The 26585-nt window shown below is 36.2% G+C and carries 32 protein-coding genes; 3 read left to right on the top strand and 29 right to left on the bottom strand.

Annotated features, from left to right (window positions below; genetic code table 11):
* Positions 1-113 precede the first annotated feature (113 nt).
* The 12 genes from ACB089_RS10025 to ACB089_RS09970 all read right to left on the bottom strand — a co-directional run bounded on the left by ACB089_RS10025 (position 114) and on the right by ACB089_RS09970 (position 7403).
* Positions 114-1013 carry a hypothetical protein gene (locus ACB089_RS10025; protein WP_374966272.1) on the bottom strand — a complete coding sequence of 300 codons (900 nt, stop codon included), beginning with the start codon at positions 1011-1013 and terminating at the stop codon, positions 114-116.
* A gap of 57 nt (positions 1014-1070) precedes the next feature.
* Positions 1071-1568, bottom strand: a complete 498-nt coding sequence (locus ACB089_RS10020) for a sigma factor-like helix-turn-helix DNA-binding protein (RefSeq protein WP_374966271.1) — start codon at positions 1566-1568, stop codon at positions 1071-1073.
* Between the two features lie 61 nt (positions 1569-1629).
* The gene (locus tag ACB089_RS10015) at positions 1630-1773 is read right to left on the bottom strand and encodes a hypothetical protein (protein ID WP_374966270.1); all 144 of its coding nucleotides are present in this window, start codon (positions 1771-1773) and stop codon (positions 1630-1632) included.
* 2 nt (positions 1774-1775) lie between these two features.
* Complete coding sequence (locus tag ACB089_RS10010; protein WP_374966269.1) at positions 1776-1952, bottom strand: hypothetical protein; 177 nt, start codon at positions 1950-1952, stop codon at positions 1776-1778.
* Positions 1945-2211 carry a hypothetical protein gene (locus ACB089_RS10005; protein ID WP_374966268.1) on the bottom strand — a complete coding sequence of 89 codons (267 nt, stop codon included), beginning with the start codon at positions 2209-2211 and terminating at the stop codon, positions 1945-1947. The genes ACB089_RS10010 and ACB089_RS10005 overlap by 8 nt, the downstream gene beginning before the upstream one ends.
* Before the next feature lie 15 nt (positions 2212-2226).
* The gene (locus tag ACB089_RS10000; protein WP_374966267.1) at positions 2227-2415 is read right to left on the bottom strand and encodes a hypothetical protein; all 189 of its coding nucleotides are present in this window, start codon (positions 2413-2415) and stop codon (positions 2227-2229) included.
* A gap of 113 nt (positions 2416-2528) precedes the next feature.
* The gene (locus tag ACB089_RS09995) at positions 2529-3314 is read right to left on the bottom strand and encodes a hypothetical protein (protein ID WP_374966266.1); all 786 of its coding nucleotides are present in this window, start codon (positions 3312-3314) and stop codon (positions 2529-2531) included.
* A gap of 13 nt (positions 3315-3327) precedes the next feature.
* Entirely contained in the window at positions 3328-3501 is a 174-nt protein-coding gene (locus ACB089_RS09990) for a hypothetical protein (protein WP_374966265.1), read from the bottom strand.
* 751 nt (positions 3502-4252) lie between these two features.
* A complete protein-coding gene (locus tag ACB089_RS09985) occupies positions 4253-6385 on the bottom strand; it encodes a phage/plasmid primase, P4 family (RefSeq protein ID WP_374966264.1) in 2133 nt (710 codons plus the stop codon).
* A gap of 113 nt (positions 6386-6498) precedes the next feature.
* Positions 6499-6813: a hypothetical protein gene (locus ACB089_RS09980; RefSeq protein WP_374966263.1), complete on the bottom strand. Its 315-nt coding sequence runs from the start codon at positions 6811-6813 to the stop codon at positions 6499-6501.
* Positions 6814-6893: 80 nt separating this feature from the next.
* Positions 6894-7163 (bottom strand): hypothetical protein, encoded by a 270-nt coding sequence (locus ACB089_RS09975; protein ID WP_374966262.1) that lies wholly within the window; start codon positions 7161-7163, stop codon positions 6894-6896.
* 3 nt (positions 7164-7166) lie between these two features.
* Positions 7167-7403, bottom strand: coding sequence for a helix-turn-helix transcriptional regulator (locus ACB089_RS09970; RefSeq protein ID WP_374966261.1), 237 nt, complete (start codon positions 7401-7403; stop codon positions 7167-7169).
* Positions 7404-7582: 179 nt separating this feature from the next.
* On the opposite strand from ACB089_RS09970, the gene ACB089_RS09965 reads away from it, so the two are divergent.
* Together ACB089_RS09965 and ACB089_RS09960 are read left to right on the top strand one after the other, a co-directional pair.
* The gene (locus ACB089_RS09965) at positions 7583-8155 is read left to right on the top strand and encodes a helix-turn-helix domain-containing protein (RefSeq protein WP_374966260.1); all 573 of its coding nucleotides are present in this window, start codon (positions 7583-7585) and stop codon (positions 8153-8155) included.
* A gap of 50 nt (positions 8156-8205) precedes the next feature.
* Positions 8206-9408, top strand: a complete 1203-nt coding sequence (locus tag ACB089_RS09960; RefSeq protein WP_374966259.1) for a tyrosine-type recombinase/integrase — start codon at positions 8206-8208, stop codon at positions 9406-9408.
* Between the two features lie 214 nt (positions 9409-9622).
* Here ACB089_RS09960 and ACB089_RS09955 read toward each other — a convergent pair whose 3' ends face one another.
* The 6 genes from ACB089_RS09955 to ACB089_RS09930 form a co-directional block, all read right to left on the bottom strand.
* The gene (locus tag ACB089_RS09955; RefSeq protein WP_068984663.1) at positions 9623-9871 is read right to left on the bottom strand and encodes a hypothetical protein; all 249 of its coding nucleotides are present in this window, start codon (positions 9869-9871) and stop codon (positions 9623-9625) included.
* Positions 9864-10367: an RNA polymerase sigma factor gene (locus ACB089_RS09950; protein WP_068984867.1), complete on the bottom strand. Its 504-nt coding sequence runs from the start codon at positions 10365-10367 to the stop codon at positions 9864-9866. Before ACB089_RS09950 ends, ACB089_RS09955 begins: the two co-directional genes overlap by 8 nt.
* Positions 10368-10374: 7 nt before the next feature.
* Positions 10375-10755, bottom strand: coding sequence for a group-specific protein (locus ACB089_RS09945; protein WP_374966258.1), 381 nt, complete (start codon positions 10753-10755; stop codon positions 10375-10377).
* A gap of 304 nt (positions 10756-11059) precedes the next feature.
* Positions 11060-12184, bottom strand: a complete 1125-nt coding sequence (locus tag ACB089_RS09940; protein ID WP_374963085.1) for an IS4 family transposase — start codon at positions 12182-12184, stop codon at positions 11060-11062.
* 118 nt (positions 12185-12302) lie between these two features.
* Positions 12303-12923, bottom strand: a complete 621-nt coding sequence (locus ACB089_RS09935; protein ID WP_374966257.1) for an ABC transporter permease — start codon at positions 12921-12923, stop codon at positions 12303-12305.
* The gene (locus ACB089_RS09930) at positions 12920-13642 is read right to left on the bottom strand and encodes an ATP-binding cassette domain-containing protein (RefSeq protein ID WP_374966256.1); all 723 of its coding nucleotides are present in this window, start codon (positions 13640-13642) and stop codon (positions 12920-12922) included. Before ACB089_RS09930 ends, ACB089_RS09935 begins: the two co-directional genes overlap by 4 nt.
* Positions 13643-14002: 360 nt before the next feature.
* Here ACB089_RS09930 and ACB089_RS09925 point away from each other — a divergent pair, with 360 nt between their 5' ends.
* Complete coding sequence (locus tag ACB089_RS09925; RefSeq protein WP_374966255.1) at positions 14003-14590, top strand: hypothetical protein; 588 nt, start codon at positions 14003-14005, stop codon at positions 14588-14590.
* Positions 14591-14665: 75 nt separating this feature from the next.
* Here ACB089_RS09925 and ACB089_RS09920 read toward each other — a convergent pair whose 3' ends face one another.
* The 11 genes from ACB089_RS09920 to ACB089_RS09870 form a co-directional block, all read right to left on the bottom strand.
* A complete protein-coding gene (locus ACB089_RS09920) occupies positions 14666-15769 on the bottom strand; it encodes a C45 family autoproteolytic acyltransferase/hydolase (protein ID WP_374966254.1) in 1104 nt (367 codons plus the stop codon).
* Between the two features lie 86 nt (positions 15770-15855).
* A complete protein-coding gene (locus ACB089_RS09915) occupies positions 15856-16725 on the bottom strand; it encodes a MerR family transcriptional regulator (RefSeq protein ID WP_374966253.1) in 870 nt (289 codons plus the stop codon).
* Positions 16726-17143: 418 nt separating this feature from the next.
* Entirely contained in the window at positions 17144-17428 is a 285-nt protein-coding gene (locus tag ACB089_RS09910; RefSeq protein ID WP_374967535.1) for a DUF3784 domain-containing protein, read from the bottom strand.
* Positions 17429-17627: 199 nt separating this feature from the next.
* Positions 17628-18917, bottom strand: a complete 1290-nt coding sequence (locus ACB089_RS09905) for an alpha/beta hydrolase (protein WP_374966252.1) — start codon at positions 18915-18917, stop codon at positions 17628-17630.
* Positions 18918-18930: 13 nt separating this feature from the next.
* A complete protein-coding gene (locus tag ACB089_RS09900; protein ID WP_374966251.1) occupies positions 18931-20010 on the bottom strand; it encodes a DUF1648 domain-containing protein in 1080 nt (359 codons plus the stop codon).
* Positions 20011-20017: 7 nt separating this feature from the next.
* A complete protein-coding gene (locus tag ACB089_RS09895; RefSeq protein WP_374966250.1) occupies positions 20018-20395 on the bottom strand; it encodes a GntR family transcriptional regulator in 378 nt (125 codons plus the stop codon).
* 427 nt (positions 20396-20822) lie between these two features.
* On the bottom strand, positions 20823-21200 hold the full coding sequence (locus ACB089_RS09890) for a carboxymuconolactone decarboxylase family protein (RefSeq protein ID WP_374966249.1): 378 nt from the start codon (positions 21198-21200) through the stop codon (positions 20823-20825).
* 210 nt (positions 21201-21410) lie between these two features.
* A complete protein-coding gene (gene argH, locus ACB089_RS09885; RefSeq protein WP_374966248.1) occupies positions 21411-22784 on the bottom strand; it encodes an argininosuccinate lyase in 1374 nt (457 codons plus the stop codon).
* Positions 22785-22867: 83 nt separating this feature from the next.
* On the bottom strand, positions 22868-24061 hold the full coding sequence (locus tag ACB089_RS09880) for an argininosuccinate synthase (RefSeq protein ID WP_374966247.1): 1194 nt from the start codon (positions 24059-24061) through the stop codon (positions 22868-22870).
* 323 nt (positions 24062-24384) lie between these two features.
* On the bottom strand, positions 24385-25731 hold the full coding sequence (locus tag ACB089_RS09875) for a serine hydrolase domain-containing protein (protein ID WP_374966246.1): 1347 nt from the start codon (positions 25729-25731) through the stop codon (positions 24385-24387).
* A gap of 103 nt (positions 25732-25834) precedes the next feature.
* The gene (locus ACB089_RS09870) at positions 25835-26584 is read right to left on the bottom strand and encodes an SDR family NAD(P)-dependent oxidoreductase (RefSeq protein WP_374966245.1); all 750 of its coding nucleotides are present in this window, start codon (positions 26582-26584) and stop codon (positions 25835-25837) included.
* Position 26585: the final 1 nt, after the last annotated feature.

The following is a 26585-nucleotide window of genomic DNA, read 5'->3' as shown; positions in this document are numbered from 1 at the left end:
CACTTTTAATATTTAATTGTGACTATACACATTTTCCAAGGAACAACAACATCATTCATAAAAAAAAGAAGCGGCTAGATCATTTTTTGATCTAAACCGCTTTTTTTCCTCGTTTATAACCCCCACTGTTCCTTAAGTTTAGTCAAAAGCTTCATCTTACTACCATCATCCCCTGATACATCTGGATGGAATTTCTTTGATGCCAACCTGTATATTTCATGTAATACTTTCTTTTCATCATCTGTGTAGTTACTTTGTAAAGCGGCAAAGTAACTACTACCACCATACGAATTGTAGTTACGCTTATTGCTTTCCTCGTAACTACGCCTTGTGTATTCTTCCTGCACCTTTTTCTTAACCTTTAGCTCCTCTAAGTAAGCTTGATTACGCAAAGTTCCAAATACGTCATAACAACAACTGTATTCACCTTGTCCATATTCCTTTTCAAATGCTGACTCGGCTGCTCTATGGGCTTCAAGAATTGCTCTTTGCTTTATCTTCACTTTATATTCTTTCGTCTGTTGAAACTCGAATTCAATTTGTTCGATGAGTGGTTCCAGCTTAGCTTTAATCATTTTATGAAAGGTATCTTCATCAATTCCCATCTCTTTTAGCTTCTTTTCTAATTCCCTATCAATATAATGATCACCATACCAGGAGTCTATCAAATCATAGTAACCCATTGTACAGATAACCCATTGTTTCTTTTTCATTTTACCGTTTTCTCGGTAACTGTGATGAATGCTAATCTTATAGGCATCTAATATTGGCCTTTCAAAACGTTCATTGCTGTATGTGTATCCGTATGATATTTTAGGCTCTTCACCAACAAATCCAAATTTTGTTTCGGTTACAATGATTTCTTTGTGTGTACCATATGGATTTGGCTTCTTCTTTTGTATTTTTTGAACGACACAAAACATGTCTACAGCTCCTTGTTGTGTAGTTACTTGCAGAACAAACAAAGTACCTACAATATTAAAGAAAGGATAACCTATATTAGCGTTATCCAAGTTTTGAGGACCTTCGAAAATCCATACTTTTTTACTACTGATGCTCTCACACATTATTTATACATTAAGCTTTACCACTTTCTTTTGCGCAGCTTCGATATGCTTTTGAACTGTACTTTTTGTAACCCCTAGTTCTTTACCAATAGCCTCATAGGTTTGTATATATCCGTAGTGCAGCATGTAACAGTTGCGTTGCATCGGTGTCATTTGCTGAAGCGCAAACATAATTACTCTTTTATCATCATCTGATATGGTACGCTCTAAATGATTAGTACCTGGTTCACGCAAAGAAGGAACTTCATCGTAAACCCCAAACCATCGTAAATCCATATTCACTTTACGTTTATCATAGCCGTATCGCTTATTCGCGCTTTTATGGATCCCTTTCCTTGTTTCCTTTGGGTTAAAACCTTTACTCATCCATTCAATTGCTAGTTCCAAATCTGATAGCATTCCAGCGTATATTTTTTGTTCTGGATCCTCTTCATCTAGTGCAACACGTTCGGCTTTTAACCGTTTATAGGTTGCTCTGTACTCTTTTAATAAATCATTCAAAAGAAATCACCTTACTTCTTGATGATTATTGGTTTCTGTTATTTCGGAAACCATAAGTTTTCTATTTAATACGTATAATCACATGGTTACTGTTTTCGCTTAAATCAGTTGGTGCAGGCTCATTATTAGCTAATACAATAACATTCACCTGTTCATCTTCACGCTCAACTATTTCAATCTCAATTGATTTCACTTTACGGCTCATGTTCATACCTCTTTTGGCATTATGATAATAGCGTGTAATTGTTGATTTCGCTTCATGCGCACACTTCGGTTGTTGTAAGCGGCACGCCCACGAAAAACAGCTACTTGAAAAGTATTTATTCCACTAACAGCTTCCATAAGCTGTTCCAGGCGATTAAGACGTTTTTCAATATTACTCATCTCCGAACACCTCAACTCCCTTGTCACTCAAATACTTCATAAATTTTTCAGCTTTTTCAATACGCTTCTCCAGCTCACAGTCACGTAAGTTCATCTGCATAAGGCTGGCAAGATAACCGAGAACACGTGCCTTTTCAATTTCATCTTTTGGTGCCTTTGTCTTTACCTTTCGTAGGTTGTTAATTGTTTCAGTTAAAAGCTGTCGCACATGGGATTGTGTAGTTAGCCTTTTGTTTTTCACCTCTACTACTTCTGTCATCTAAATCACTTCCTGTCATCTAATCGTTTTTTCCCACTTAAAGATCTCACCTATATGAAACACTTTGCCAGCTGCTGAAGCGTTATCTTGAAAATAAGCTGTTAAATGCGTGAAATACTTTCTTAATTTTGTTTCTGTAGAAGGCTCTCGCTTCTCCATTATCAACTGCTCGATACGAGCAATACGCTTCTCGAGGTTGCTCACACCCCCCACCCCCTACATTGAAATGCTTATATACCATAGGTTGAGCGCTATTTTACGATTACATTTTGTAGCTCTCAACCTGTCAAATCATTACTTTACGTGGTCTAACAATGTCACCATTTTGGTGTATGGCCGTTAAATAGTTGACTGCCGTCTATATATGTGACTGTTTCATATAAGAATGCTCGGTCAGCATCTGGTGTAGAACCTACCAACATTAAGTTTTCATTAATAAGAGCTTTTTGCTCTTTTTCCAAATCACGTAACCCTTCTGGGTATGTCACATCTTTATATCGCTCAAGAACAGCTTCGTGTAGCGCTCGTACATTTTGTACGGTGTAGTCTGGTGAATTTCCTCCATGGTTATCAGAAATACGGGCACCTGTGCTTAGTTTGCCATTTTCCCAGGATTCTGCTTTTATAAATGATGGTTTGAAGTCATTTGCAGTAATACTGTATAAGACCTCAATAGCCTGTTTATTATCACTTTCAGTAATTTCAGTAATAGCACGTAAATAATCGTCATAATTATTGAGACGTGATAGGGTATTTTCTACATATTCACTTAGATACTTAATTCCCGTGATGTATTCAACATCTATCACCTTTTTCGTTCCTAGTTTTGTACCGTATTCGCCCTTGATATCTTCATTTTTGAAGTAGTGTTCAAAATTAAAAATCGGTAATGGTTTAGCCGCTGAGATTAATTCATCCAGTTCCTCTAATCGTGCTTGTACTTCAGCTTTTCGCTGACTTGCTTTGTTGTTATATTGATCTAATAGACTCTTTGCTTTCTTTTGGTACTCCTTACGCTTTACCTTTAACATGTTTTCGTTATAAATGCCTTTTGCATCATCATATTGTTTTCTGATTTTCTTCGCTTCTTCTACCCAGTTCATCTATAATCTCTCCTTAATATTCAACGTTATTTTGTTTTTTGATTCTATTGATAAATGCAGCTAAGTCCTGGATTTCATAGAGTTTGACTTCATAGAGTGGATTTTCATAGCTCAGTTTCTTAAACTCGCGTTCTAGTACATGTAGCTGCCGCTCAAAAGATTTAATAACCACTGACCTACGTTTCATTAGTTATCACTTCCTAAAATTCATATGCCATCCTTTTAAGCTCTTTATTGCTTGGTCATATAAAGTCATGAACATCCTCAATTGAAGATGTAGCTGATCATTCTCATAAGATTCCCGTGTGTAATTTTCCGATCTAGGGACCATCGCATAGTTCTTCCTACAACAAGGCGTTTTACGCGCACATCTAGGGCGATATTCCAACCCCCACCGTTCTTTAATTTCAGTTCCGCAATAAGGGCAATTGAACACATTGAAAAACTCATAGCGGAACACCTTGGCTTTTGGATTCGTTTCTACTCTTTCGACTTGCACATTAGTAACATCTAATCCTCTGGCATAACGATTGTTTCTTACCCTCATATGATTCTCACCTGCCTGTCTGTAATAAATTTCATAGAAGTGATGTCACTGTTTTCATGGCAATCAAGTTTATTAGCTTGTGCAAGTTTTAGTGCAGGTTTTTATACACTGTTGGTATCCCCATAAACCGTTGGTACTTCTAGCTTTTCAATCCATCCAATCTCTATTAGTGCAAATTCAAACTTTTTTTATTTTGATTCATATAAAGCTATTTATATATCACATAAGCATAAATACCTATATAACTATATATATACTTTTATTAGTTCTATAAAAAAGTTTGAATAGTTGCTATAAGATAGAGTAGAGCCTTGATACATAAAGGTTTGAAAGCATTCAATAGTTTGCACAAAACTTGAATAAAAGCTGCTTTTTACTTTCAAAACTTGCACTAACTTAACAATTCATCAATATCACTCGATTGGTCTTTTATTAAACCGATTCCGTAGAATTGGAAGGGTTCGCTGCTACTAGGACGTTTCCTTTCAAATCCTCTATTCTGCATAGCTCCATAGAATTTATTGCGCCCGATGTTGTGCTTTATTCCAGCTTCAAAAGCGTAATCCTTAAAGCTGTCGAATAATTGCTGAGTATCAATCAAAAGGCTTTTATTAAACTCACAACATTCCGAAAGAAATGCTTCGACTGGATCACTGGCAATCTTGTAATTTTCCAAAGCCTTACGCGTGCTGTCGTTTTCATCGAAGTGTCCACGCTTTTCAAGCTCTCGTAGTGAGAAGATAGCCTTTGTGAGAAGCCCGCTTAATTCTGCATCCGTTGACAACTTGTCCAATAGGTTTACATCTGCTTTCTTTCCACTGTCGCCACCAAAACGATTAGGAAAATTAAGAATGATAAGCCTTCTTAGGAATCCGTTTGATGTATCGCTACTGTGTGGTATGCTATTTGCCGAAAACATCAACCTGGCATAGTTCTTAAAACTGAAAGGATCCTTTCCTTTATGTTCAGCAGTGATTGATTCTCCAGAGGTGACAACCTTGAAAATATCGGTTTTATCTAGTGCTGTATCTGCTAAGTCGCTGTAGATATTTAGTAGCTTGTTTTTCATACTCGCTACCTTAAATCGGCTTCTCTCCATCTCCTGAAGTGATATATTAGATATTTGAGCTTTACCTATAAAACGCTCTGTTAGTTCAAGTGCGACAGACTTACCATTACTTCCAGTCCCTGTTAGAAATAAAGCTTTCTGATACTTCGTTGAAGGAATCAAAGCATATCCTAGCCACTCATAGAAAAGCTGTATACTATCTGCTGGCAATACATCGCTTACAAAGCTTTCGATGGCTTCACACGTAGCGTTTTCATCGTAGAGAACAGGAATCTGTGAAAAACTTAGAAAATCGCTTGTGTGAGGCTTTAATGTGCCAGTACGCCAATCCAGTAATCCATTCTTTACGTTGATAATGTCCGTATTCGGCTTTAAATCATCATCTGTAATGCTCTTTTCAATATGAAGATAGTTTAATACTTCACGGCTGTGCGCCCCCTTGTAGCGTGGGCCGAGCATGGATATAACAATCTTTTCTACTCGATGTTTTGTGTCAAGCTCATACACACCGTTGCGGTAGATATATATTTGACCATTCAAACTAACAAGTGGCATATTGTCTGCAATCACCTTACCGAGCGAAGCCGGCTCGAATCCATACCGACCAAAGAACACATTTGAGAAATCCTCTCCCTTTTTCCGTGACTCGGACGGCGGTTCATCGTCTAAAAAATCAAATTCCTCTGCAAGTCGCTTTAAATCATAATCCTTGCCGCTTTCTAACTTTTCAGCCTGACCACAAAGTACACGCATCTCATCATCTTCTAATGGCGAATCTGTAAAATGATCATTCAAGAAGTGTAATGCAGCTGTTACTTCACCTGTTTCTACATTTTTCGTTCTAAGCATAGTTGCCCACTCAAATAGAGTACTGTTGCGACCACCCTCACCTATAGGAAGTGAAGGGATATATTCATCCTTTAACTTACCCACGTTCTGCAAGAAACTCGGTAGCTCTTCCGTACCACTATTAATGGATTGCAGCCACATACGCCCTTCTGTATTGTCCGTTGGAAGAACAATATAACCTTTTCCTGATAACCTGTAGTCGACAGCAATCCCTAGATGAGTGATAGCTTTCACAGTTTGCTTTTCAACTGATCCGTTGTCTTTGAAAATAAACTGATAGCCGTTTGGTGTACGAATCGCTCCGAAGTTCATTACATTATCAGACAAAGCTTCATACAAGATTTCACCTAATTCACTATCATCAATATCTACAATGACAAATCCTTCAGGAACTGCAGCACCTAACCAATGCCCTGTATCCAGTAATTGTTGTTGTTGCTTTATACTTAGAACTGCATCAGCAGTAGTCCAGCTTTTACCTTTCGGTGTTTTCGCTTTATAATATTCAGCTCCAGGGTTTGTACGTTTATTCAACCCTTTAAGCGCGAATATATGAGAAAAGCACAGAGGTAACTTTTTAAGCTGGGAATCTGTAATCTCGTTCATGTTTCTCACATCACTTTCAATAGTTGAATCTTATAAGCTAGTTTGCTATGATGTACGTATAATGAATTGACATTTTTATCTAAACCACTTTCCTCCGAAGATAGTAGTTTTCTTTAGGAACTAAATATCATTTGATGGTCCAATACATGTAATAAAGCGCTAGCTTCAGCTGATATACGGCCTAATTCACGTAAAATATAAGAAGCATTTCGTGAATGATCAAATGTGAAATGGAACTGCATCATTTTTAACCTTTGAATATCTTCAGCATCCATTTCGCTTTCGTACAGTTCGTTAATGTCCTTAATTGCCTTAAGCATTGGCGTAGCATCTACTAAAAGAGCTTGAAGCTCCACTGCTGTGTTCTCTACTTCCAATACTAGTTGTTCCGTTGACATAGTATTGATTTGTTGTGGGCAGTTGATCATTTCTAATTCCTCCTATGAATAATATTTTCTAAAACACTTCGTACCCTAACCCTGTACACACGCCGCCAAGCTGTGTAGTTTTACCATTCACTTGTAATTTCTTTGATAACCTCAAAAGCTTGCTTATAAGGCCACCAACGTTTTCGATTTTTTTTAACTTCGATTGTCCTCATCCTTACATCACATAGAATTACATCCTCTAACCAACGTTTAGACATACAAGTGAGATCTGCCATTTTGTCTAAATCTATCAACCACAAAACTTCTCTTATCTCTTCATTAAGTTGTTTTTCGATGTATTGACGTATCGCCTGTTTATCAATATTCACCTCAATGTGAGCGGGAAACATAAATTAGTCACCTCTTTCCTCATTCCGATCGTTTGAAATTTCAAAAATAATATCAAAATCCTCTTTTAATGCCTCACAAATTTTCTTTGCCGTCCCTGGTCTTGGAGACTGCTTACCATTTGAGATTTGAATCATGGTTGCTTCCGAAACACCAATTGATCTGGCAAAACCTCGTTTGGAGAATCCTAGCTTGATTATTTTCTGATCAAAATCAGTTTTAGATTTCAAAATTATTACCATAAAGTTTCCACCACCTTTCTAAAAACAGCATCAATTAACCAGTATGTTGATTAAAATGATTTATGAATTGATGATAATACTATAATAACTTATTGTCAATCAATTTTAATTAGTATATTGGTTATTTTGATTTGATTATGATATAATTTAGATATCTTTTAAAAGGGATTGGTGAAATAATGACAGGATTTATTCATTGCAATTTAAGGGTTCTGATGGCTGAAAGAGGTTTAAATATACAAAATGTAAAAGATCAAACTACTTTATCCCGAACAACTATTTCAAATCTTTACAATAACTATGGTTCGGGTGTTCAATTCGACACATTAACGCAATTATGTAGCTTATTAAAATGCACACCATGTGAAATATTAACTTTCGTTAATATTTCTGTGAATTTTGAAGACATAACATCTAACATCGACACAGAAATTATGAAGAATATATTTATTACGGATCCGAGTGAAGGTGACGGATATGAATATGTTTCGCAACTTAATATGTCATTAATGATTAACTGCGAAATCAATTATGGAGAAAAGGCCCTAGAGTTTGAATTTAAAATAAATACAGTATCTGAGATAGATGAAAAGAAGAACGTCTTACAGACTGACAAAGAAATACACAAGGAATATCAATCTAATTTAGATAACTTAAAGGCTCCTATATATGTTGTTGATTATGTGAATGAACAACTAGATCAATTTTTATTTGAAAAAATCAATGATACTGTTAATTCGATAATTTTATAAAAAATATATACTCACCTATTCCTGTACACACGCCGCCAAGCATGAAAGGAATGGACAAGGTGAAATTATTTAAATCAGCAAAAGAACCTGAAATATATCACTATTTCAATACTAATAAAGAAAAACTGTGGATGTTTCGACATAAGTATTATGATGCTACAGGGAAACGTCGTGAGAAGAAGAAAAGTGGCTTTAAAACAGAAAAAGCAGCATTGAAAGCCCTACTGGAAGTGAAGGCTGCAACGCTGCGCGGTGAAACTAAACATATAGAAAATGATAACCTAACTGTCGGGCAATGGCTAGATATATGGTATGAAGCCAATCGAAAAAAATGGAAAATCGCGTCACAGAAACAACGTGAAATGGCTATTCGTTTACAAATGAAGCCGTTAATCGGTCATTTTAAACTACAACAACTGACTAAAGCAATCTATCAAAAACATTACATTAATGAGTTAGAAAAAAAATATAAACCTAGTACGGTCAGATTACTTCACAATTTATTTAAAGTTGCTATCAATGCAGCGGTAGAAGAAGAAATCCTAACACGGAATAAATTACAGGGTACTGTATTGCCTTCTCTAAGAGGGAAAGAAGCAAAGAAGAACTATCTTACACCTGAGCAATTAAGTATTTTACTGAATCATATTAAGCAACATGAAAACATTGCCTATTATAGTTTATTTTTAACGATTGCTTATACAGGCATGCGTAAAGGTGAGGCATTGGGGCTTCAATGGAGGAATATCAACTTTACTAATCAAACGATTACCATTGAGCGTCATAGAGGTAATAATGGTGTAGACTCCACGAAAACAAAGAATAGCGAGCGGACCATAAAAATAGATGAGATTGTTTTGCAGCAGTTAAAGAGTTATCGAATAGCTGTTAAAGCTTTTTTACTGTCACATGGCCGGAAATTACATGACGATATTACAAAAGATGATTCCTTTATTTTTATATCGCCTAACACCGCTGAACCTTTTATTTCTACACGATTAAATGCCATTTTTAACCGAATTGTAGCAGCGGCTGGGTTGCCAGCTACCACTATACACGGATTACGGCACACACACGCTACAATTTTGATGAATAATGATATTCCTGTAAAAGCCATTGCCGAACGATTGGGGAATACGCCTGAAATGATTCATACAACATACGGGCATGTATTGAGAGAAATGGAAGATAAAATTATAGACACATTTGAACGTGCTATTGAAAATGGGGCTAAAAGTGGGGCTAGTTCATAACTACCCCCCACTCAAACCGCTATATATAGGCACTAACAATACCTTTAAGATTCTACTGCATATAAAATTTTTATTTGATACTCTTTTTCAATTTCTTTTAATTTATTTAGTATTATTTCTTTCATTTAATACACCACTTTCCAAATTCTTCAAAACATTTAAAAGCCTTCTATCACAGCTATAATTGTGGCAGCGGGAAATTTAGTCGATTCTTTTATTGCAATAAAATTTGAAGAATTGTAATACATACAGCCGCAACAATGGGCACTACTTTTAAAGATGTGTAGCCGACCGAAGATGTACATATTGGTTCTAACGGATCCTTTGTTGGTGAAGCTAAATATTGAAGAAAACGTTGCCAGCGACTTTTCTTATATGTCATTAGCTGCTTGGGAATCTCCACTTCATCTTTATCTAAGCTGTCTTTTAACCATTGCTCTTTTTGAAATTCATCCTTAAGCATCGAAATCCTCCTTTAGCTCTTCCTTTAAAGTTCTTATCGCATTATGTAGCCTCGATTTAACGGTACCAAGCGGAATGGACAAAATTTGTGCAATTTCCTCCTGTGGCAAATCATGATAGTAAACGAGCAAAATAACTGCTCGTTGCTTTTCGGGTAATTGAAGTATCGCCTCTTGTATCGTTAATTTCTCGTCAGCAGACATTCGATGACTTGACGTCGGTACTAAAAACGGGAAGAGCGTGCGCCATTTTTTTCGCCGATTCAATTTATTAATCATTAAGCGATACGCGATTTGAAATAAAAAAGCTTTAACTGTTCCCTTTTGCTGGTCAAAATCTTCTTTTATATATTGTAAACGCTCAAAGGTATCTTGCACAATATCAATGCTTAGCTGTTCTTCCCGAGTATAGCGAAATAAAAAGCAGTACAATGGCTCATATAACCGACTATAGAGCTGTTCAAAGCCCTCGATATCGCCACTTTTATAGGCCTCCATCCACTCCTCATTGTTCATCATCTAGCTCATCCCCCCAATGAGCCTTAATGGACTTCAATGTTATGGACACACGTGAAATTAAGTATGCGACTGTTACAATGACCCATACTTGCGATTGATTTGTAAAAAACTGCACATATGGATTTTCGATTGTTTGGCCGGTAGATACGAGCATATTTAATGCCTGCACACAAAATATCGTATAAATAGCTAAGACAAGCGTTAACGTATCAAACACATTCCAGCGTAAAAAAACAGTTGATTTTTTATAGTTAATTTTCCCATTCTCACGTACAATATATTTTCGCTCCATGGAAATAGCAATCACCATGAATACTACCATCATGATACCACCAATAATAAGAGACACCATCCATCCAATTCCCATCAAATCACCTACTGTTATATACTTTTTTAGCGATGGCTGCTAACACCAAGCTAATCACTGCTAAAATCATAAAATACTGATATTGCGGAAGCCAAGTTTCGCCCATTAAATTTAAAGACACTTGCAAGCTATCAAATAAATATAGCATTGGATTCCAGACACTAATGTCGCATTGATTTTAATTGAATTTTCTGTTTTCTATTTCTTCCGTTTTTAAAGAAAATGAAAGATACTTAAATAGAGATAGTAAACATCCATTTTTTTACTATAACCTTTGACTGGGGCAACTGACAGTTCTAAATCCTTATGGTACCGTAGTTCCTTCGATTTCCCGAAGCCAAATACGTGCGGGCTTCCATAGTGTTGCTTTTAAGTACCTACTAATTTGTAAGTACGTCAGTGAACTGTTTGTGTAAAGCTGTGCTAGCACGTTTAAGCAGTAAACGATCATCGCAATGTACACCTGATTATGCACAGCTAGCTCGCTTTGCCCGTAGAACTTTTTAATGTTCAGATGCTGTTTCATCCACTTGAAAAACAGTTCGATTGCCCAGCGTGACTTATACAGTTCAGCGACTTCATCTGCGCTTAAATCAAAACGATTCGTAATCAGATGTAGCTCTTTACCGTTTGGATCTAGTACTTCGATACGGCGAAATACATTTTCAGCACGATTTTGCGTGTTGCCAATCAGAATCATTTCATCCGATAACACCGATGACTGTTCAGGTACTTTAAATGATTCAATCACACGTGTTACGGCGTTTTTTCGTAAGCGTGAGACAAAGAAAAGTCCGTCATCTGTCATGCGGTCAAAGCGCTCATAATCTAAGTAGCCTCGGTCAAACACGTACATGCACTCCTTGTCATCAACGAGAATTTCAAGCTGACCACGATCATGTTCTTTCGCATTCGTCAGCACCGCTTTATCAGGGTACGAACAACCTTTTTCTAGGTAAACAAGGCGCAAATGTAACTTCACACCTGATTTTGTTTTACGGAATTCAGCCCATCTATGGTTGTTTAAGTTCAATGGCAATGTGCTAGAATCAATGATTTTTAGTGGTGTTGTGGTTTTTCGGCGCTGCTCAAAATGCGTTTTCTCATGAATTTGCCCGACTAAGTCTAGAAAAATTTGTTGGAAAAACTCAGTTGGCACTTGGTTTAATCGCCGACCTAACTGCGAAAAGCTGATGGACTCTAAATACGTTGCTTTTTGTAAGTCGTCTGATAACAGCGTGTCACTAATGGCACGTAGACTTTCGGTTTCATTCAGTTGCGCAAACAGTAATAATTTCAAGAATGAAGCGATGTGAAGCTTCTTTGTATAGTAATTTAATTGATGAATTTCAACTAATTTCTCCATTTGTGTAGAAGAAATAGGTGAAAACCATTGTTCAAATGAAGTTTTTCGTGTAAACTTATCCATGCTTATGTCCTTTATTTTGGATTTGGATGGTTTACTACCACCCAACCATTATAAAGGCTTTTTTTATGCACGGATAATATTGCGGAAAATTCAGTTTTTTAAAATCCGTTGAATTATTTTAATGCGACGCTAGTGGATTCCAGATTAAAAAAATAAAATAATCTTGGGGGTTTTTTTCCGCTAATGTTAAAAACATCGATGTCATTTGTATTGAAAACATAAATATCAACATAATCGGTACCAACATACTTGTTGCCACTTTTTCATTTTTAAATAGACCTGCCAATATAAAACTCAATGGATACAATGCCAGTAACACAAAGTTACTCATTAAAATAATTAGAATAAATGATGATAATGAAATATCAATAATAAAAGAGTAGCCAATGAGTAGTAACACTAAAAATAGATTTAATAAAGTAAAAACACCGATTCCCATCCCAATATAGTAAGTGTGTGGCTTAATGCCTGTACGCTGCACCCATTGGAGGGTTTTATTGGCCTTCATATCTGCTAAATAAATTGTAGCACTAGAAAAAGAAAAGAAGAAGATTAGCATTATTATAGAAATCGGTAGAAACTGACCTTTAATCAAAAATTCAAATGATTCTTCAGTCATCACGCTTTTAGCAAAAAATGATATGCTCATAAATAAAAAGGCTGGCAGTATATTTCCAATAGCCATTCCTGGATTACGTACACTTTCCAACATATACATACGTGCAATTTGTTTCATCATCCCGCTTTTCCTCCTAAAATTTGACCTGTCACTTCATAGTAAAGACCTTCAATTCCCGGCAATTTCGCCTCTGTGTATTTTCTATGGAGCTCATCCTGTGTACTATTTTCAATAAGCTTCTCATCTTTTAAGATCACTACATAATCAAATAACGATTCTAATCCTGCCACCTCATGACTAATAATAATGATCATTTTGTTACGTTGACTTATTTCATGTTGTAAGTAAAACATCAATTGCTTTTTCTTCGTTAAATCTAAATCAGCAAACGGCTCATCTAAAATAATAATCGGTTTATTTAATAAAAATGAAAGGAAGATTGATACTGCTTTTCGCTGACCACCTGACGCATTTTTCAACAAGATATGGTCGTAAGTTGGTAAATCTAATATTTCATATAGCTCTCTCAAATCAACCTGATTGTTCGTTAATGTAGTAAAAAGAGCCATCACTTCACGAATTTTCAGATGCTGATAACTCGTAAAAAATTGGTATTGCAGCGCTACTTGATCATGTACTTGTAGCGACGAATCATTGAATAAAATAGAACCTCCATCAGCTTTTTCATCTCCAGCTATACATTTCGATAATGTAGATTTCCCCGCTCCATTCTGCCCCAACAATAAATAACAATAACCCATTTTAAATGTGGCCGACACTCCATCTAAAACGTTCACACCATTATAATTTTTCACAAGATCCTTCACAATAAGCTTCAAAATAAACCCTCCCTATTTTGTATTTTCACTAACTATACAAACGAGGATTGCAAAAGGTTCACTTTATTTTTAAAAAAATGAAATAAAATTATATGTTTCTATAAAATGATTTTTTATGTAAAATAAATAATTATTGGAAATTATTTAAAGACAAAGGCTCATCACCATAACGTGGGGCGATTTCCTGAATATACACGGAAAATATTTCAACAAATGTTCGATTAGAATTCACCCTTCAATATCCTATTGGCTACGGTATTTCACAACGAACAAAACTAAAATCGTATTTATATAGAGAAAAAAATTTTATTGTTTTTACAGTACGAATAATAGAAAACTATGTTAAAGGGAGTTACATAAGTGAGCGATTTAAAAGAACTTAAGTATTTTTTAGGACCATATTTTGGTTCAGAGATTGGCTGGGAGCTAATCGAGTACGCTGTAATTAATCATAGAAAATTAAGTAGTGAAGAACGTTCCAAATTTAAAGAAGAACTTCTTTATATAAAACAACTATTAGAACAAAATCAGTATGATAAAATACAACAAATTATTGAGAAGAATGATTTTGAAGATACAAAGCTTTACGATATAGACAAAATACAAAAATTTATTGATGAGATTTTGCCTATTATTGAGAAATATGAATATAAGGAAGAGATCCCCTATGTCCCTTTTAAAGCTTTAAATTATTTATTTGATACAATTAATATCCCCGCTAAAGCATTTTTATCTTTTGACTTTATTGCTATAGATATTAAAAGAGAAGGGGATACATTTATACATCATATCTTGCAGGATTTACAATATGTTAAAAAAGTCTTTATAGAGAAAGATGAGACTAAAATTCAAAAGTTACTTCAACTTGCACGAGAAAAAGGAGTTTATATTTTAGACTCTCAATATCGTGATGAATTTATCCAAGTCGTAACGAATGAGTTAAGTTAATGAACAAGAAAGTCCTTTGATTAGCTTGCCAAACATCACAAAAGACCTCTCATCAAAGAAAGGTCTTTTTGTTGTTTAGGATTTAATGATTTTCCAAAATTCTGTTCCATAGCTTTTATGACAAAATTCAACAGGTATTTGTGTCTTCTCTAAGTTGTCACCGACACCTATTTTATTAACTTTATTTTGTAATGGTGAGCCAAATGAAAATGCCAGTTGCAAATCAGTAAGGTTAAATAAAATTGAATGCACTGTGCCAAAGCCTTCTTTGTAATTATGAACAGATAACCCTTTAGGAAACTCTGCTAAAAGTAGTTCTTGGATTTCATCAATAGATCTTTTTCCACTTTCCTTACATTTTTTCTCTATAATATCGTATCTTAACTGAGAATGCTCAAGTTTACCTGGCTCCATTTCTTGTATTGTTGAAAACAGACCATGGTTAGTTGCAATTAAATAATCTAATGCGGCACGTTTAACTTCTTTTACACCGTCGTAGGTTCCAATCAATGCTGCATCGCCATGTGCATCCGCTATAAGTAAATTCATATTCGTTCCTACCGGCATATTGTTAACCATATAAATTGCTTCTTCAACATTTTTACAATTTTCTAATAGCGCTCTGACGATAACCATAAACTGTAAACCATGTACTGCGGGTGGTCTCATACCTGGATATTTACCAATAGGCATACCACACGATGCATAAGCAACACACAGACCTTTTTCGTTTAAACCTTCACTTCGTCCGAATGTGGAAACAGAAAATCCTGTATGGGTATATTTCCCTTCTACATTTGTTGTACATAAGCGCATATCTGAAATATCAGGTGATAGATCATAATTTCTTACAACATATGTTTTACCATCAGCCATTTTTCCTGGCAAAATAGCCCCTAAACTACATCCTCCAGGAATTAACCACGCATTTTGATAATAATTTAATTGGTTAGGTTCATAGCCAAAGCCTTCCGCAAAGCCTTCTAATTCTTCGTTTAAACCTGGGCAATACTGTGCTATTTGTGCTTTCATTTCAAAATAAGTTTTATCAGAAGTGATATTTTCCGTAAAAAATAGCGATTTAGCAATAGGATTTTTTTGAAATTCTCGCGCTTGTTGTTTTCCAATCTCGTATGAACTGCCTTTAAGAAATGTAAATTGACCTGTATTAGTTCTCATTGATAAACTCCATTCTGTTTGTTACTAGCAAGCCATTGTTACCTTGCTAATTACAGAATAAAGTCTCCATCTACTGGAGAGTTTAGCTAGTATCGTTCTTCCTTGATCGACTTTCTTACCTTCACAAACACTTTTGTCAAAAAATCATTTGGATGTAACTCAATATTCGGTTTAATATTTATTGGGTTCACTACTTCAGATGGGATTAACCCCTTTATGTATTGCTCCATAAACATCCCTTCTACCTGAAGTGATTGCTTTGTAAGCCATTCCTGCAAACGACTATAGCCATAATGTAGCTCTGAATATGGTCCTTTTACATTGATACAAGCATACATGCCTTCTGGTATTTCTTTTATATTCGTATTCTGTTGAGATGCTTTTACTGGTAACAGTAGCTCAACATCTGCTGCATTTTGATGTCTATCATGTTGATGAAAAATCGCAAGAAGCTCCCCATCAATCTCTAATTGATAGGCGTATATTCGTTCAAATAATTTTTGCACTAGCCTATCCATGTCAATGATGTTTATCTTTTCACGGATGGATAGCACGTGTATTTTAGGTCGTTCTTCTATGTAACAAGTGGATAATGTTGGCTTTGGAGTAAATGTCTCAGCGCTCCTTAGAGAACTTTTCACCTGGACAATATTATGAATTTGTTGCGCGATCATTTCTTGTTGGTGCTCTAATTCCTGAATTTTATTAGTTAATCTCAGCTCTAAGTCTTGCCTATCATTTTGTCCTTTAGTAACCTGTTCAATTTCTTTTAATGAAAAATGGCAATTTTTTAGAACCTGTATAGTCTTTAGCTCTTTCATCTTATCGTAATCATAATAACGATAGCCGGTCACTTGATCTATAAAAGATGGCTTGAGTAATCCAATATCATTATAATATCGAATCGTTTTTACAGGGACATCGCACAGTTTTGAAAATTTTCCAATGCTATACATAATAAAACCTTCTTTTCAAATTTTGTTGAATTCGATTAATCAAGCTATTTCCTTCAATTTCAAATCGCTCCTTGCTTAGCTATTATATATCGTACGATAGAATGTGGTAAATGTTTCAAATCGTATGACCATAACATGGGGTTGATTGGGTCGTTCGATGAACCGCTCCGTTCTCAGTCTCATTGATCAACTTGCCCAAATACATAAGATGGTTTATATAAAGAGCCCTAAGAAAACAAAAGAGCATGCTCTGATTTGAGCATACTCTTTTGTTAGATACTAATTATGAGCATTTCTGATACTATGCCATGGATGATCATACTGTTTCGTAGGAGCATCGTCTTTCTTCCGCGGGTATTTACTAATTTCAATCGTTTCACCTCTTAATAAACAGGAGATGAATTGTTCATATAGAAACTTACTTTTTAAAGCGATTGCTTGTATTGGCGTATACAAGTGCGAAAATTGTAAGCCCTATAAGGAGAATTAGCCCTACGATAAATAGCCATTCCGTCTTGAATAGCTCATTCAGCCCCCATAATAGCATGCAAAAACAGTAGCCATACATCACTTTACCCATAAATTTAGCAAGTGCTTTTTCGTTATATTTCTCTTTTTCACTGTCAGACATCGTATTATAGCCAGCTAGTAAAAATGCTCCTTTTCCTTGAGATAAAGCGATCGCAAAGATTAGGAATGGAATTATGAATCCGCCGGAGGCTTTGGGCCAACAGATGTTTTCTGCGCGAAAGCGTAGTGCTAACGCAGCGGCAGCAGCACGATGTTGGTCACTCAGTCGTTGCCACAGGACGTGGCGTTCTTAGACTGAGTTCCTCTATTTCATCGGATGTTTGATTATCTGTTGAAATAAGTTATAAAACAAACAATGGCTTCCATCATACTTAGTCTCTATTTTCATTCATAATAAATTGCTCAATGGCTGGTAGTAGTTCCTTATGAAGTGGCAATGATGGATCTGAATACGTCGCTAAATTGCCTGCACGATCTGCTGGGGCATCCTTTAACACATGATTCATACCGTCCATATATAAGAGCTCGGCATCTTGTTTACTTTTCTTTAACGCTTCCGCATCAGTTGCTGTTACTTGTAGATCATTCGTACCTTGGACAAGTAGAACACGGCTATTCACTTTTGCTAACTCACTTGCAGGGTTATATTTTAACCATGACATCATATAGGGTTGAACAGAAAAACGGAATAATGCTTGTAAATCTGGTGAAACGTTCTTCACTAGTTCGCCTTTTTTCAAGGATGCAAGTATATCTGTTGATTCCTTTAGAAGCTGTGGTGATAACTGACCTTTTATTTGCTCTAGCAGAACTTCATCTATTGGTCTTCCAGTGCCTGCTATGGAAACAAAGGACTCTACATTTGTTTTTTGTGCTGCTAATAAACCGATTAGTGAGCCTTCGCTATGTCCAATAATATGAACACTTGAATAAGCTTTATTAGCTAAAAGGGTATTAATTACTTGAACTGCGTCGTCTACATAATGGTCAATAGACATATCCTCTTCCTTTGTTGAGAGAGATTTATTGTCCCCAATTCCACGCTTATCGTAACGAACAGATGCTATCCCTTCATTTGCTAAGCCTTCTGCCAGCATTTTCAAACTATCATTTTTCCCAGCTAAAGCTGAATTACCGTCCTTATCAGTTGGACCAGAGCCAGCTAAAATTAGTACAACTGGAGATGGCTCCTTACTAGCCTTTTGAAGTGCCACTGTTAAATCACCATCTTTAACAGGAATCTTCACTGTTTCATAAGTCACAGGTTGTTCTTTATAAGGTTTTAACACTAGTGGGAATTTGCCACCATTTTGTTGGAATGTTGCCTCAATTTGCTGATCTTTTAATGTCCCGTTAATTTTAATATTAGAGCCATTTAAGTTGATCGCAACCGTTACTTGATCGCCGTTATATTTAATGTTGTTAAATGGATAATTGGCTAAGCCTTGTACTGGTACTGATAATGTCCCACTATCCTTTTGTAACTCAACAATAATTGGAAGTGCTCCGTTTGGTGTCTCAATATTCCCTTCCCATTTGCCTACTAGCTGTTCATTCATTTTCTCATCCCTCTCAGTCACTTTTCCTTTTGCGTTATCTTCCTTCTGAGTGCAGGCTGCTAGTAGAAAAAATGCGCAACATAAACAGAATAGTTTTTTCATAAAATCTCCCCCTCTATTGAAAGATGGTCAATACGATTGGTAAAAATATGACGAATAAAATGATATAGCTCCATTTATTTGCCAGATTCAGGGTCCAACCAACACCGAATTTTTTTTGTACTAATAATGAAGGGTCATTTTTATTAATGTATAAAATACCCCATTTCCAGTATCGATCATCGGCAACAGCTGTTTCATTTGTATGTAAATCATCAAAACGTTCATTACTTTTATTGAACTTCCAAATTAAGAGGATAAGCCCACCTAAAGTGACTACATTAAAAACGATAAAGAGCGGGAAAAAGTAAGGAACTATTTGATCCTCTAAAATCACTGTCGTGTAATGTGAAACTACAAAAAGAATGGTTAAACTAAAATTAATTGCAACTAAGTACCAGCTTCCATACTTACGTTGTTTAAGCTCTCTATTGGATGAAGCTTCTTTGTCTTGTGCACTCAATTGTACTTTGGCACTTTTCATACCTTTACTCATGATGAAAAAGCTGATTTGTAGCCCTAGTAACATAAGTGGCAGTTCGATAACTGATAGCCATGTTTTTTCTGTCCAGGCATCTACCTCACCTGCTGCATTCCAATGGGTAGCAAATACATCTGGGATGGAACTGTAATTCATATAAGTAAAGGTAATCAATGCTAAAGTGATAATAATTGGTAATGTAAAAAATGTAGATGAAAGTGCTTCATCTCTGTCTCGTATAGATAAATCCATGACATAAACAGTTTTTACGTGAGCTTCCCAATTTTCTTGTTTTTTCAGTTTTTTTGTTTTTAAATGATAAAACATATAAAGTCCAGCTGATATGAATAGCATGACGTATAGTAAGATAAAGGATAATAAAACAAATTTCTCTTCCTGAATGGACGTAAATAGTAGTGAAATTTGGCCTAAAAGAAAGGCCGCGGCTATGCTCCCAACGAACATGCTGTAGTGCTTTTTGAATATTCGTAATTGCTGATGTTGCACATAGGGCTCTGGAATTGAAACACCAAACACGATTGTTTTTCTAGTTAAATGTGGTGTTATTGTTTCCAATACTCCTACGAAGATAAAAATGCCTAATATAAAAAGCATATTTTCCCTACTTCCATTGTTTTAAAATTCGATGAAACAAACTCGTCATCTGATCCTTTTCAAGGCCACGTGCAAATGCTTCAGCCATAATTGGCTTTAATGCATTTTCTACTTTTTCCACTTCTGTCTCTTCCAGTTCTTTTTTTTGACCACCGATAATGATCGCCTTTGCTTTCGGCTTTAATTCGATTAAGCCTTTTTCTTCAAGTTCATGATAGCTTTTACTTACCGTACTGACATTAATACCTAAATCCGAAGCCATTGAACGAACTGACGGTAATGTATCACCATTTTTTAACTCACCCTTAGCAATTAACTCAATTAACTGATTCGCTAACTGTTTATAAAGCTGTAATTCACTGCTTGGATCTAAATGAATTTGCATCTTACCTCTCCAATCTGTATCGCTTATTACCAAACAGAAATCTGTCACACTTAGAATAATACAGATTTGTATTTAATGTCAAATTAATTACAATCTTTTCATATAAAAAGGACCCAGAAAAATTCTGGATCCAAGAACACTTATTACTATTTGATTTTATTTGTATCGGTTTTTGCTTCTTCTTAAGCTACAGCAAAACAGAAGATCCTCTGCCTCACCAATTCCTTAAGATTTTTAGAAGCTCACCTTATACAACTGTGGCGGACTTTCCTGAGATTCCTGGTCTTTGGGTGTTAGACTACTCATTCTACATCCTCCTAATCATATTAGATTAATAAGTGATTCCGCACTTAATATGAGCCGTTTAACCAGTATTTATTCATGGTTTTTCTTATTTTTTAATGGTTGCCTTAAAGGCGTAATATCTTTACGCTTGTTCTTTAAAGACTTGTTGCGCAATGGTTAGTGCATTTTGTACACGTGGAAAACCTATGTAAGGCACTAATTGCAATAATGCTTCCACAATTTCTGTCTGTGTTAAGCCTGCATGTAAACCACGTTTAATATGTGTTTTTGTTTGTGGAGCAGCACCTTGAGTTACTACTGCCGTCATGACAACAAGTGCACGGCTTTTAGCATCTAGCCCTAGGCGTGAATAAACTTCGCCATAAGCAAATTCAATAATCATTTTGCGTAAATCTGGTGCCACGTCAGCTAGTGCGTCCGACTCAATCATTCGTGCTGCTTCTTCCTCCGTGACATACTGTTTAATTGTTTCGTACCCCTTTGAAAAACGATCATTCATTGAAATCCCTCCCATTGTTATTTCTTTACACAAAAACCCCAATTCCGCGTCTCCAGAATTGGGGATTGTCCTTCACGTATGTAAGGGTCTCTTTTTCATTTCACCCTCCGGCTCTAACGAAAAAGGATAATGGTTTTCATAGTGCCTCACTGGACAGCTTTAATGAATATCTATGCAAAAGTCACGAGGACATGCACGCTAAGGTAATTATTAAAAAAGACAAGTTTTTGCATTTTCGATTTGGATTTTTACTTGATCAAATCCTGTACCACCTAAAGAATGACGACGGCGAACTGCTGCTTCAGGCGCTAATACATCGTAAATATCCCCATCAATAAGTTCACTTTCTTGTTTCATCTCTTCAAGCGGTAAATCTAATAAATAGATGCCCTTTTGAATACATGTGAATACAAGTTTTCCTGTCACTTCATGTGCTTCACGGAAAGGCATTCCTTTTGTTGCAAGGTAATCTGCAAGCTCCGTAGCATTGGAGAAGTCAGAGTGTACTGCCTGGTGCAAACGCTCTGTATTGACAGTCATTGTGCGAATCATACCTTCAAAGATTTTTAGGGAACCAAGAATTGTATGGACTGTATCGAACATCCCCTCTTTATCTTCTTGCATATCTTTGTTGTAGGTTAACGGTGTTCCTTTTAACACAGTTAATAGGCCCATTAAGTTACCGTATACACGCCCAGTTTTTCCACGAATTAACTCGGCCATATCAGGGTTTTTCTTTTGAGGCATAATGGAAGAACCTGTTGAGAAGGCATCATCCAATTCGATAAATTTGAATTCATCTGTTGACCACAAAATAATTTCCTCTGCAAAACGAGATAAATGCGCCATTAATAATGATGAATGGCTTAAAAATTCAACGATAAAATCACGGTCACTTACTGCATCCATAGAGTTGGCATAAACCTCGCTAAAGCCCAGAAGCTCCGCTGATTTTAATCGGTCGATTGGGAAAGTTGTACCAGCCATGGCACCTGCACCTAAAGGCAGAATATCAATACGCTTCATCGATTCCGTAAAACGTTGTTTATCACGTTCTAACATCCAGAAATAAGCCATTAAGTGATGAGCAAACGAGATTGGCTGTGCACGTTGTAAATGTGTATAGCCTGGAGCAATTGTTTCCACATGCTCTTCTGCCTTTTCTAACAATGTTTTTTGGAATGTTTCGATTAAACCGATTGCTTCCTTCACACGCTTCTTTAAGAAAATATGCATATCCGTTGCCACTTGGTCATTTCGGCTACGACCTGTGTGTAGTTTTCCACCTACAGGACCAATTAAATCAATAAGCATTTTTTCCAAATTTAAGTGAATATCTTCATTGGCAACTGTAAATTCAAGCTCACCTGCAATTGCCTTTTCTTGTAATTGTGCTAGACCACCAAGAATGGCGTCTACATCAGCTGCTGGTAAAATCTCAGTTGCGCCAAGCATCGTAACATGTGCTACGCTACCTTCTAGATCTTCTAGAACAAGCTGTTGGTCAAAGCCAATTGATGCGCCGAACTCGTCCACCCATGCTTCTGCTGATTTTTGGAAACGTCCGCCCCAAAGTTTTGTCATAACAGCTCACCTTTTCCTTAAATTCTTTTTGAAAAAGGTGCAGTACAGCGTTTAATGCTACACTACACCCTGCTGTCAAAAGATTATTTTTTATTTACTGAAGAGTTAACCACTGTTGGCAGACCCCATAATTCGATGAAGCCTACTGCTGAAGCATGGTTGAATTGGTCTTCTTTTGAATATGTTGCTAATTTTTCATTATATAGTGAATTTGGAGATTTACGTCCTTCCACAATTGCATGACCTTTATAAAGCTTCACGCGTACAGTTCCGTTCACAAACTTTTGTGATTCAGCAAGGAATGCTTCCAATGCATCACGTAATGGAGAGAACCATAAACCATCATAAATTAATTCAGATAGCTTTTTCTCAATGACTGGTTTGAAGTGTGCTAACTCTTTTACAAGTGTTAAGTCTTCAAGTTCTTTATGAGCCGTTAATAGCACTTTTGCTCCTGGAATTTCATATACTTCACGAGATTTAATGCCGACTAAACGATTTTCAACGTGGTCGATACGGCCAACACCGTGTGCACCAGCTACTGCATTTAGTTCTTGGATTAAATCAGCAAGCTTCATTTCTTTTCCGTTTAAAGATACTGGCTTACCAGCAACAAATTCGATTTCTACGTATTCCGCAACGTCTGGAGCATTTTCTACAGAAACTGTTAAACCATATGCTTCTTCTGGTGGAGATACCCATGGATCTTCCATTACGCCCGCTTCATTTGCACGACCCCATAAGTTTTGGTCGATAGAGAATGGTGAATCTAACGTTGCAGGAATCGGTACATCATGTTTCATTGCATATTCGATTTCCTCATCACGGCTCCAGCCCCACTCACGTACAGGTGCTAATACTTCTAAGTCTGGATTCAACGCTTTGATTGAAACTTCGAAACGAACTTGGTCATTCCCTTTACCTGTGCAACCATGAGCTACTGCGTCCGCACCTACTTGGTTTGCAATTTCCACTAATTTTTTAGAAATTAATGGACGAGAAAGTGCCGATACTAGTGGATATTTTTGTTCGTACCAAGTATGAGCTTGTAATGAAATTAATGCATATTCTTCAGCGAATTCGTCCTTCGCATCTACCATATATGATTCAATTGCTCCTACTTGAAGAGCTTTATTTTTTACAAATTCAAGATCCTTACCTTCACCTACGTCAAGACAAACTGCAATAACGTCCCAACCTTGTTCTTTTAACCATGGAATTGCTACCGAAGTATCAAGACCGCCTGAGTATGCTAATACTACTTTTTTATTTGCCATAACAAATGCGCCTCCAATTTGCTCTATAGGATATGTATTTTTATACATTCACTTAAAAGTTTATACACGAATAGTATCATGTTATAAAAATAAAAACAAGTGTATTTTTATAAATTCATAGACTTTTATGTTTATTGCAAAAATGTGAGTCATTCCAATACTTTAAGACCTTGTAAGACTGTGAATATTTTTACTCGAAAAAACAAGTTTTTACAAGCACCCTGAATGTATACAATATAAATTCTAGCGATAAATAAAAAGAATCCATTGGGCAAAATGGATTCTTTTTGTTTGTAGTCAAATTATAAAACTACAATAATATTTTATTTTTCACTAAGTGTGTGGTCATTTATTTTACTAGCGATTGTTTTTTGATTTTCACTAATAACCGTTAATGTGTTTTGCTTGATTGTTACTAGAAAATCTATACCGCGCAAGAAAAACTCATCTTCCTTTAACGCATATAATTCAAGTGGCATTGAACCTGGTAAGAAAATATATAAGTGACCATCATCCTGTAAGGCTACGTCAACTGTGTGTTCAGGATGTTTTTGTAGTTGATATTTACCTTCATAACCCTGTAATGTTTCAATTGGTAAATGCACAGCTTTATATTGCTCTGGCTTTTTCGGTAAATGGAATTCATGTGTGGTAAGCGCTCCTTCAATCGCTTCACCAATAGCTATTTCATAGTTCAATTCTTGCTCTTTGTTACGTAAAAATACGAAGATCGTCTTAGATTGTAGATAAATTTTAAAGGTTGTTGCATAGCCCAGCCAGCCACCATTGTGCCATACACATTTCCCTAGTTGTTCATCTTCATTAATAATCCAGCCCATACCGTAAGAAAAAGGTTGTTCTACAGTAAAAGTTGATGGGGTGAAGGCTTGCTCAAGTAATGCTTCATTCCAAAGTTGTGCCTCAATGACAGCACGACCTAATTTCCATAAGTCCTCTACCGTTGAATAGATCCCACCATCACCAGTTATATAATTTAAACAGGTAGCACCTTTCATTTCTTCGTGTTGAGAAGGGTCTACATATTTTCCAGCATACACATCATACACATAGCCCTGTGCAATTTCGTTCGCAAATTGTTCCGTAAAAGTAGTTGACGTTACAGTTGTGTTCACCATATGTAAAGGTTTAAAAATAGCCTCAGTCAAATATTTAGAAAAGCTTTCATTTGTTATACGCTCAATTAAAAGAGCAAGTAAAACATAGCCTGTATTGCTGTATTCCATTCGCTCACCTGCTTCAAAAAGGCTTGGTGGCGCATATTGAGTCAATAGATTTAGCACGTCTTCATTTGTAGCAATTGTCGTATCATCCCAATGATTCGAAAACAATTCCATATAATCAGGTAAACCTGAAGTATGTTGTAATAAATGGCGCACGGTTATATTTGCGTAAGGAAAATTATCGAACCATCTGTTAAGATGATCATCGAATGTCATTTTATTTTCTTGTACTAAAAGTAAAATTCCCAATGCTGTAATAGGCTTTGATACAGAAGCTAAGTTAAAACGTTGATGAAGTTGCATTGGTGCATGTGTTTGAATAGAGGCTTCGCCATATGCCCCTTGTAAGAAAAGTGTCTCTCCTTGTGCAAGTAACACTGTACCATTAAACGTATTTTCGAGCTGTTCTTTTACTTTATGCCAATCCATTTGTCATTTCCTCCTCAACAATTTGATACAAGTGCTGTATTAAACTGTGTAGTCGTTTTATATTATACAAATGTTTCCAAAATAATCAATTGTAGAGACACTACTATTTCTTATTGAAAAATGATTTACCTAAAAATTCAACTGTTGCAGGAGCGATCGCATAAAGCTTGCTCGATAACCCCATGATTTTTGGTAAATTTACCTCTCGCACAGGGCGTTCAATTGTTTTTACAGTAGCCTGCGCCACTTCTTCTGCTGTTAATAAAAATCTTCCTAAAGACTCTCGATAGCCACTTTCATCACTCGCTTTATCTAAAAATGGTGTATCGATTGGACCTGGATGTATCGCTGTAACTTTAACATGATAAGGAGCCAGTTCCATGCGAAGCCCATTCGTAAAGCCGACAATCGCATGCTTTGTAGCCGCATAAACACTGGCCTTCGGTGTTGCTACCTTTCCTGCCTGTGAGCCAATGAAGATTAACTGACCTTGCTGACGTTGTATCATTGCTGCTGCTAGACGTTTTGCTAAATACATCGGTACACTGACATTTAGCTCTACCATTTGTCTAATAGCTTCATCTGATAAGTCAGGTGCAATGCCAAATTTACCTACCCCGGCTGATAAAATAGCTACATCAAGAGGCGGTAGCTGTGCACATACTTCATCAATTGTTGCTAAATTAGTTAAATCTGCTTGGATCACGTTGGCGCCTAAGCGTTCTAATGCTTTCAATGCCACTGTATTACGTCCTGTTGCATAAACCGTATGACCTTGTGCGACTAATAATTCTGTAATTTTCAATCCTACACCACTTGTTGCACCTGTAACGAAGATCGTCTTTTTATTCATT

It is taken from the genome of Lysinibacillus sp. RS10 (genome assembly GCF_041956855.1).
Classification (GTDB): Bacteria; Bacillota; Bacilli; order Bacillales_A; family Planococcaceae; genus Lysinibacillus; species Lysinibacillus xylanilyticus_A.
Note: the sequence above shows the minus strand (reverse complement) of the source record. Positions and strands in the feature narration are given on the sequence as shown.

Excerpts from the sequence above, each read along its gene's own strand:
- ACB089_RS10015 (WP_374966270.1), bottom strand. The coding sequence starts at position 1,773 with ATGAGCCGTAAAGTGAAATCAATTGAGATTGAAATAGTTGAGCGTGAA.
- ACB089_RS10010 (WP_374966269.1), bottom strand. The coding sequence starts at position 1,952 with ATGAGTAATATTGAAAAACGTCTTAATCGCCTGGAACAGCTTATGGAA.
- ACB089_RS10005 (WP_374966268.1), bottom strand. The coding sequence starts at position 2,211 with ATGACAGAAGTAGTAGAGGTGAAAAACAAAAGGCTAACTACACAATCC.
- ACB089_RS09995 (WP_374966266.1), bottom strand. The coding sequence starts at position 3,314 with ATGAACTGGGTAGAAGAAGCGAAGAAAATCAGAAAACAATATGATGAT.
- ACB089_RS09990 (WP_374966265.1), bottom strand. The coding sequence starts at position 3,501 with ATGAAACGTAGGTCAGTGGTTATTAAATCTTTTGAGCGGCAGCTACAT.
- ACB089_RS09985 (WP_374966264.1), bottom strand. The coding sequence starts at position 6,385 with ATGAACGAGATTACAGATTCCCAGCTTAAAAAGTTACCTCTGTGCTTT.
- ACB089_RS09980 (WP_374966263.1), bottom strand. The coding sequence starts at position 6,813 with ATGATCAACTGCCCACAACAAATCAATACTATGTCAACGGAACAACTA.
- ACB089_RS09975 (WP_374966262.1), bottom strand. The coding sequence starts at position 7,163 with ATGTTTCCCGCTCACATTGAGGTGAATATTGATAAACAGGCGATACGT.
- ACB089_RS09970 (WP_374966261.1), bottom strand. The coding sequence starts at position 7,403 with ATGGTAATAATTTTGAAATCTAAAACTGATTTTGATCAGAAAATAATC.
- ACB089_RS09965 (WP_374966260.1), top strand. The coding sequence starts at position 7,583 with ATGACAGGATTTATTCATTGCAATTTAAGGGTTCTGATGGCTGAAAGA.
- ACB089_RS09960 (WP_374966259.1), top strand. The coding sequence starts at position 8,206 with ATGGACAAGGTGAAATTATTTAAATCAGCAAAAGAACCTGAAATATAT.
- ACB089_RS09955 (WP_068984663.1), bottom strand. The coding sequence starts at position 9,871 with ATGCTTAAGGATGAATTTCAAAAAGAGCAATGGTTAAAAGACAGCTTA.
- ACB089_RS09950 (WP_068984867.1), bottom strand. The coding sequence starts at position 10,367 with ATGGAGGCCTATAAAAGTGGCGATATCGAGGGCTTTGAACAGCTCTAT.
- ACB089_RS09945 (WP_374966258.1), bottom strand. The coding sequence starts at position 10,755 with ATGGGAATTGGATGGATGGTGTCTCTTATTATTGGTGGTATCATGATG.
- ACB089_RS09940 (WP_374963085.1), bottom strand. The coding sequence starts at position 12,184 with ATGGATAAGTTTACACGAAAAACTTCATTTGAACAATGGTTTTCACCT.
- ACB089_RS09935 (WP_374966257.1), bottom strand. The coding sequence starts at position 12,923 with ATGATGAAACAAATTGCACGTATGTATATGTTGGAAAGTGTACGTAAT.
- ACB089_RS09920 (WP_374966254.1), bottom strand. The coding sequence starts at position 15,769 with ATGAGAACTAATACAGGTCAATTTACATTTCTTAAAGGCAGTTCATAC.
- ACB089_RS09915 (WP_374966253.1), bottom strand. The coding sequence starts at position 16,725 with ATGTATAGCATTGGAAAATTTTCAAAACTGTGCGATGTCCCTGTAAAA.
- ACB089_RS09905 (WP_374966252.1), bottom strand. The coding sequence starts at position 18,917 with ATGAAAAAACTATTCTGTTTATGTTGCGCATTTTTTCTACTAGCAGCC.
- ACB089_RS09900 (WP_374966251.1), bottom strand. The coding sequence starts at position 20,010 with ATGCTTTTTATATTAGGCATTTTTATCTTCGTAGGAGTATTGGAAACA.
- ACB089_RS09895 (WP_374966250.1), bottom strand. The coding sequence starts at position 20,395 with ATGCAAATTCATTTAGATCCAAGCAGTGAATTACAGCTTTATAAACAG.
- ACB089_RS09890 (WP_374966249.1), bottom strand. The coding sequence starts at position 21,200 with ATGAATGATCGTTTTTCAAAGGGGTACGAAACAATTAAACAGTATGTC.
- argH (WP_374966248.1), bottom strand. The coding sequence starts at position 22,784 with ATGACAAAACTTTGGGGCGGACGTTTCCAAAAATCAGCAGAAGCATGG.
- ACB089_RS09880 (WP_374966247.1), bottom strand. The coding sequence starts at position 24,061 with ATGGCAAATAAAAAAGTAGTATTAGCATACTCAGGCGGTCTTGATACT.
- ACB089_RS09875 (WP_374966246.1), bottom strand. The coding sequence starts at position 25,731 with ATGGATTGGCATAAAGTAAAAGAACAGCTCGAAAATACGTTTAATGGT.
- ACB089_RS09870 (WP_374966245.1), bottom strand. The coding sequence starts at position 26,584 with ATGAATAAAAAGACGATCTTCGTTACAGGTGCAACAAGTGGTGTAGGA.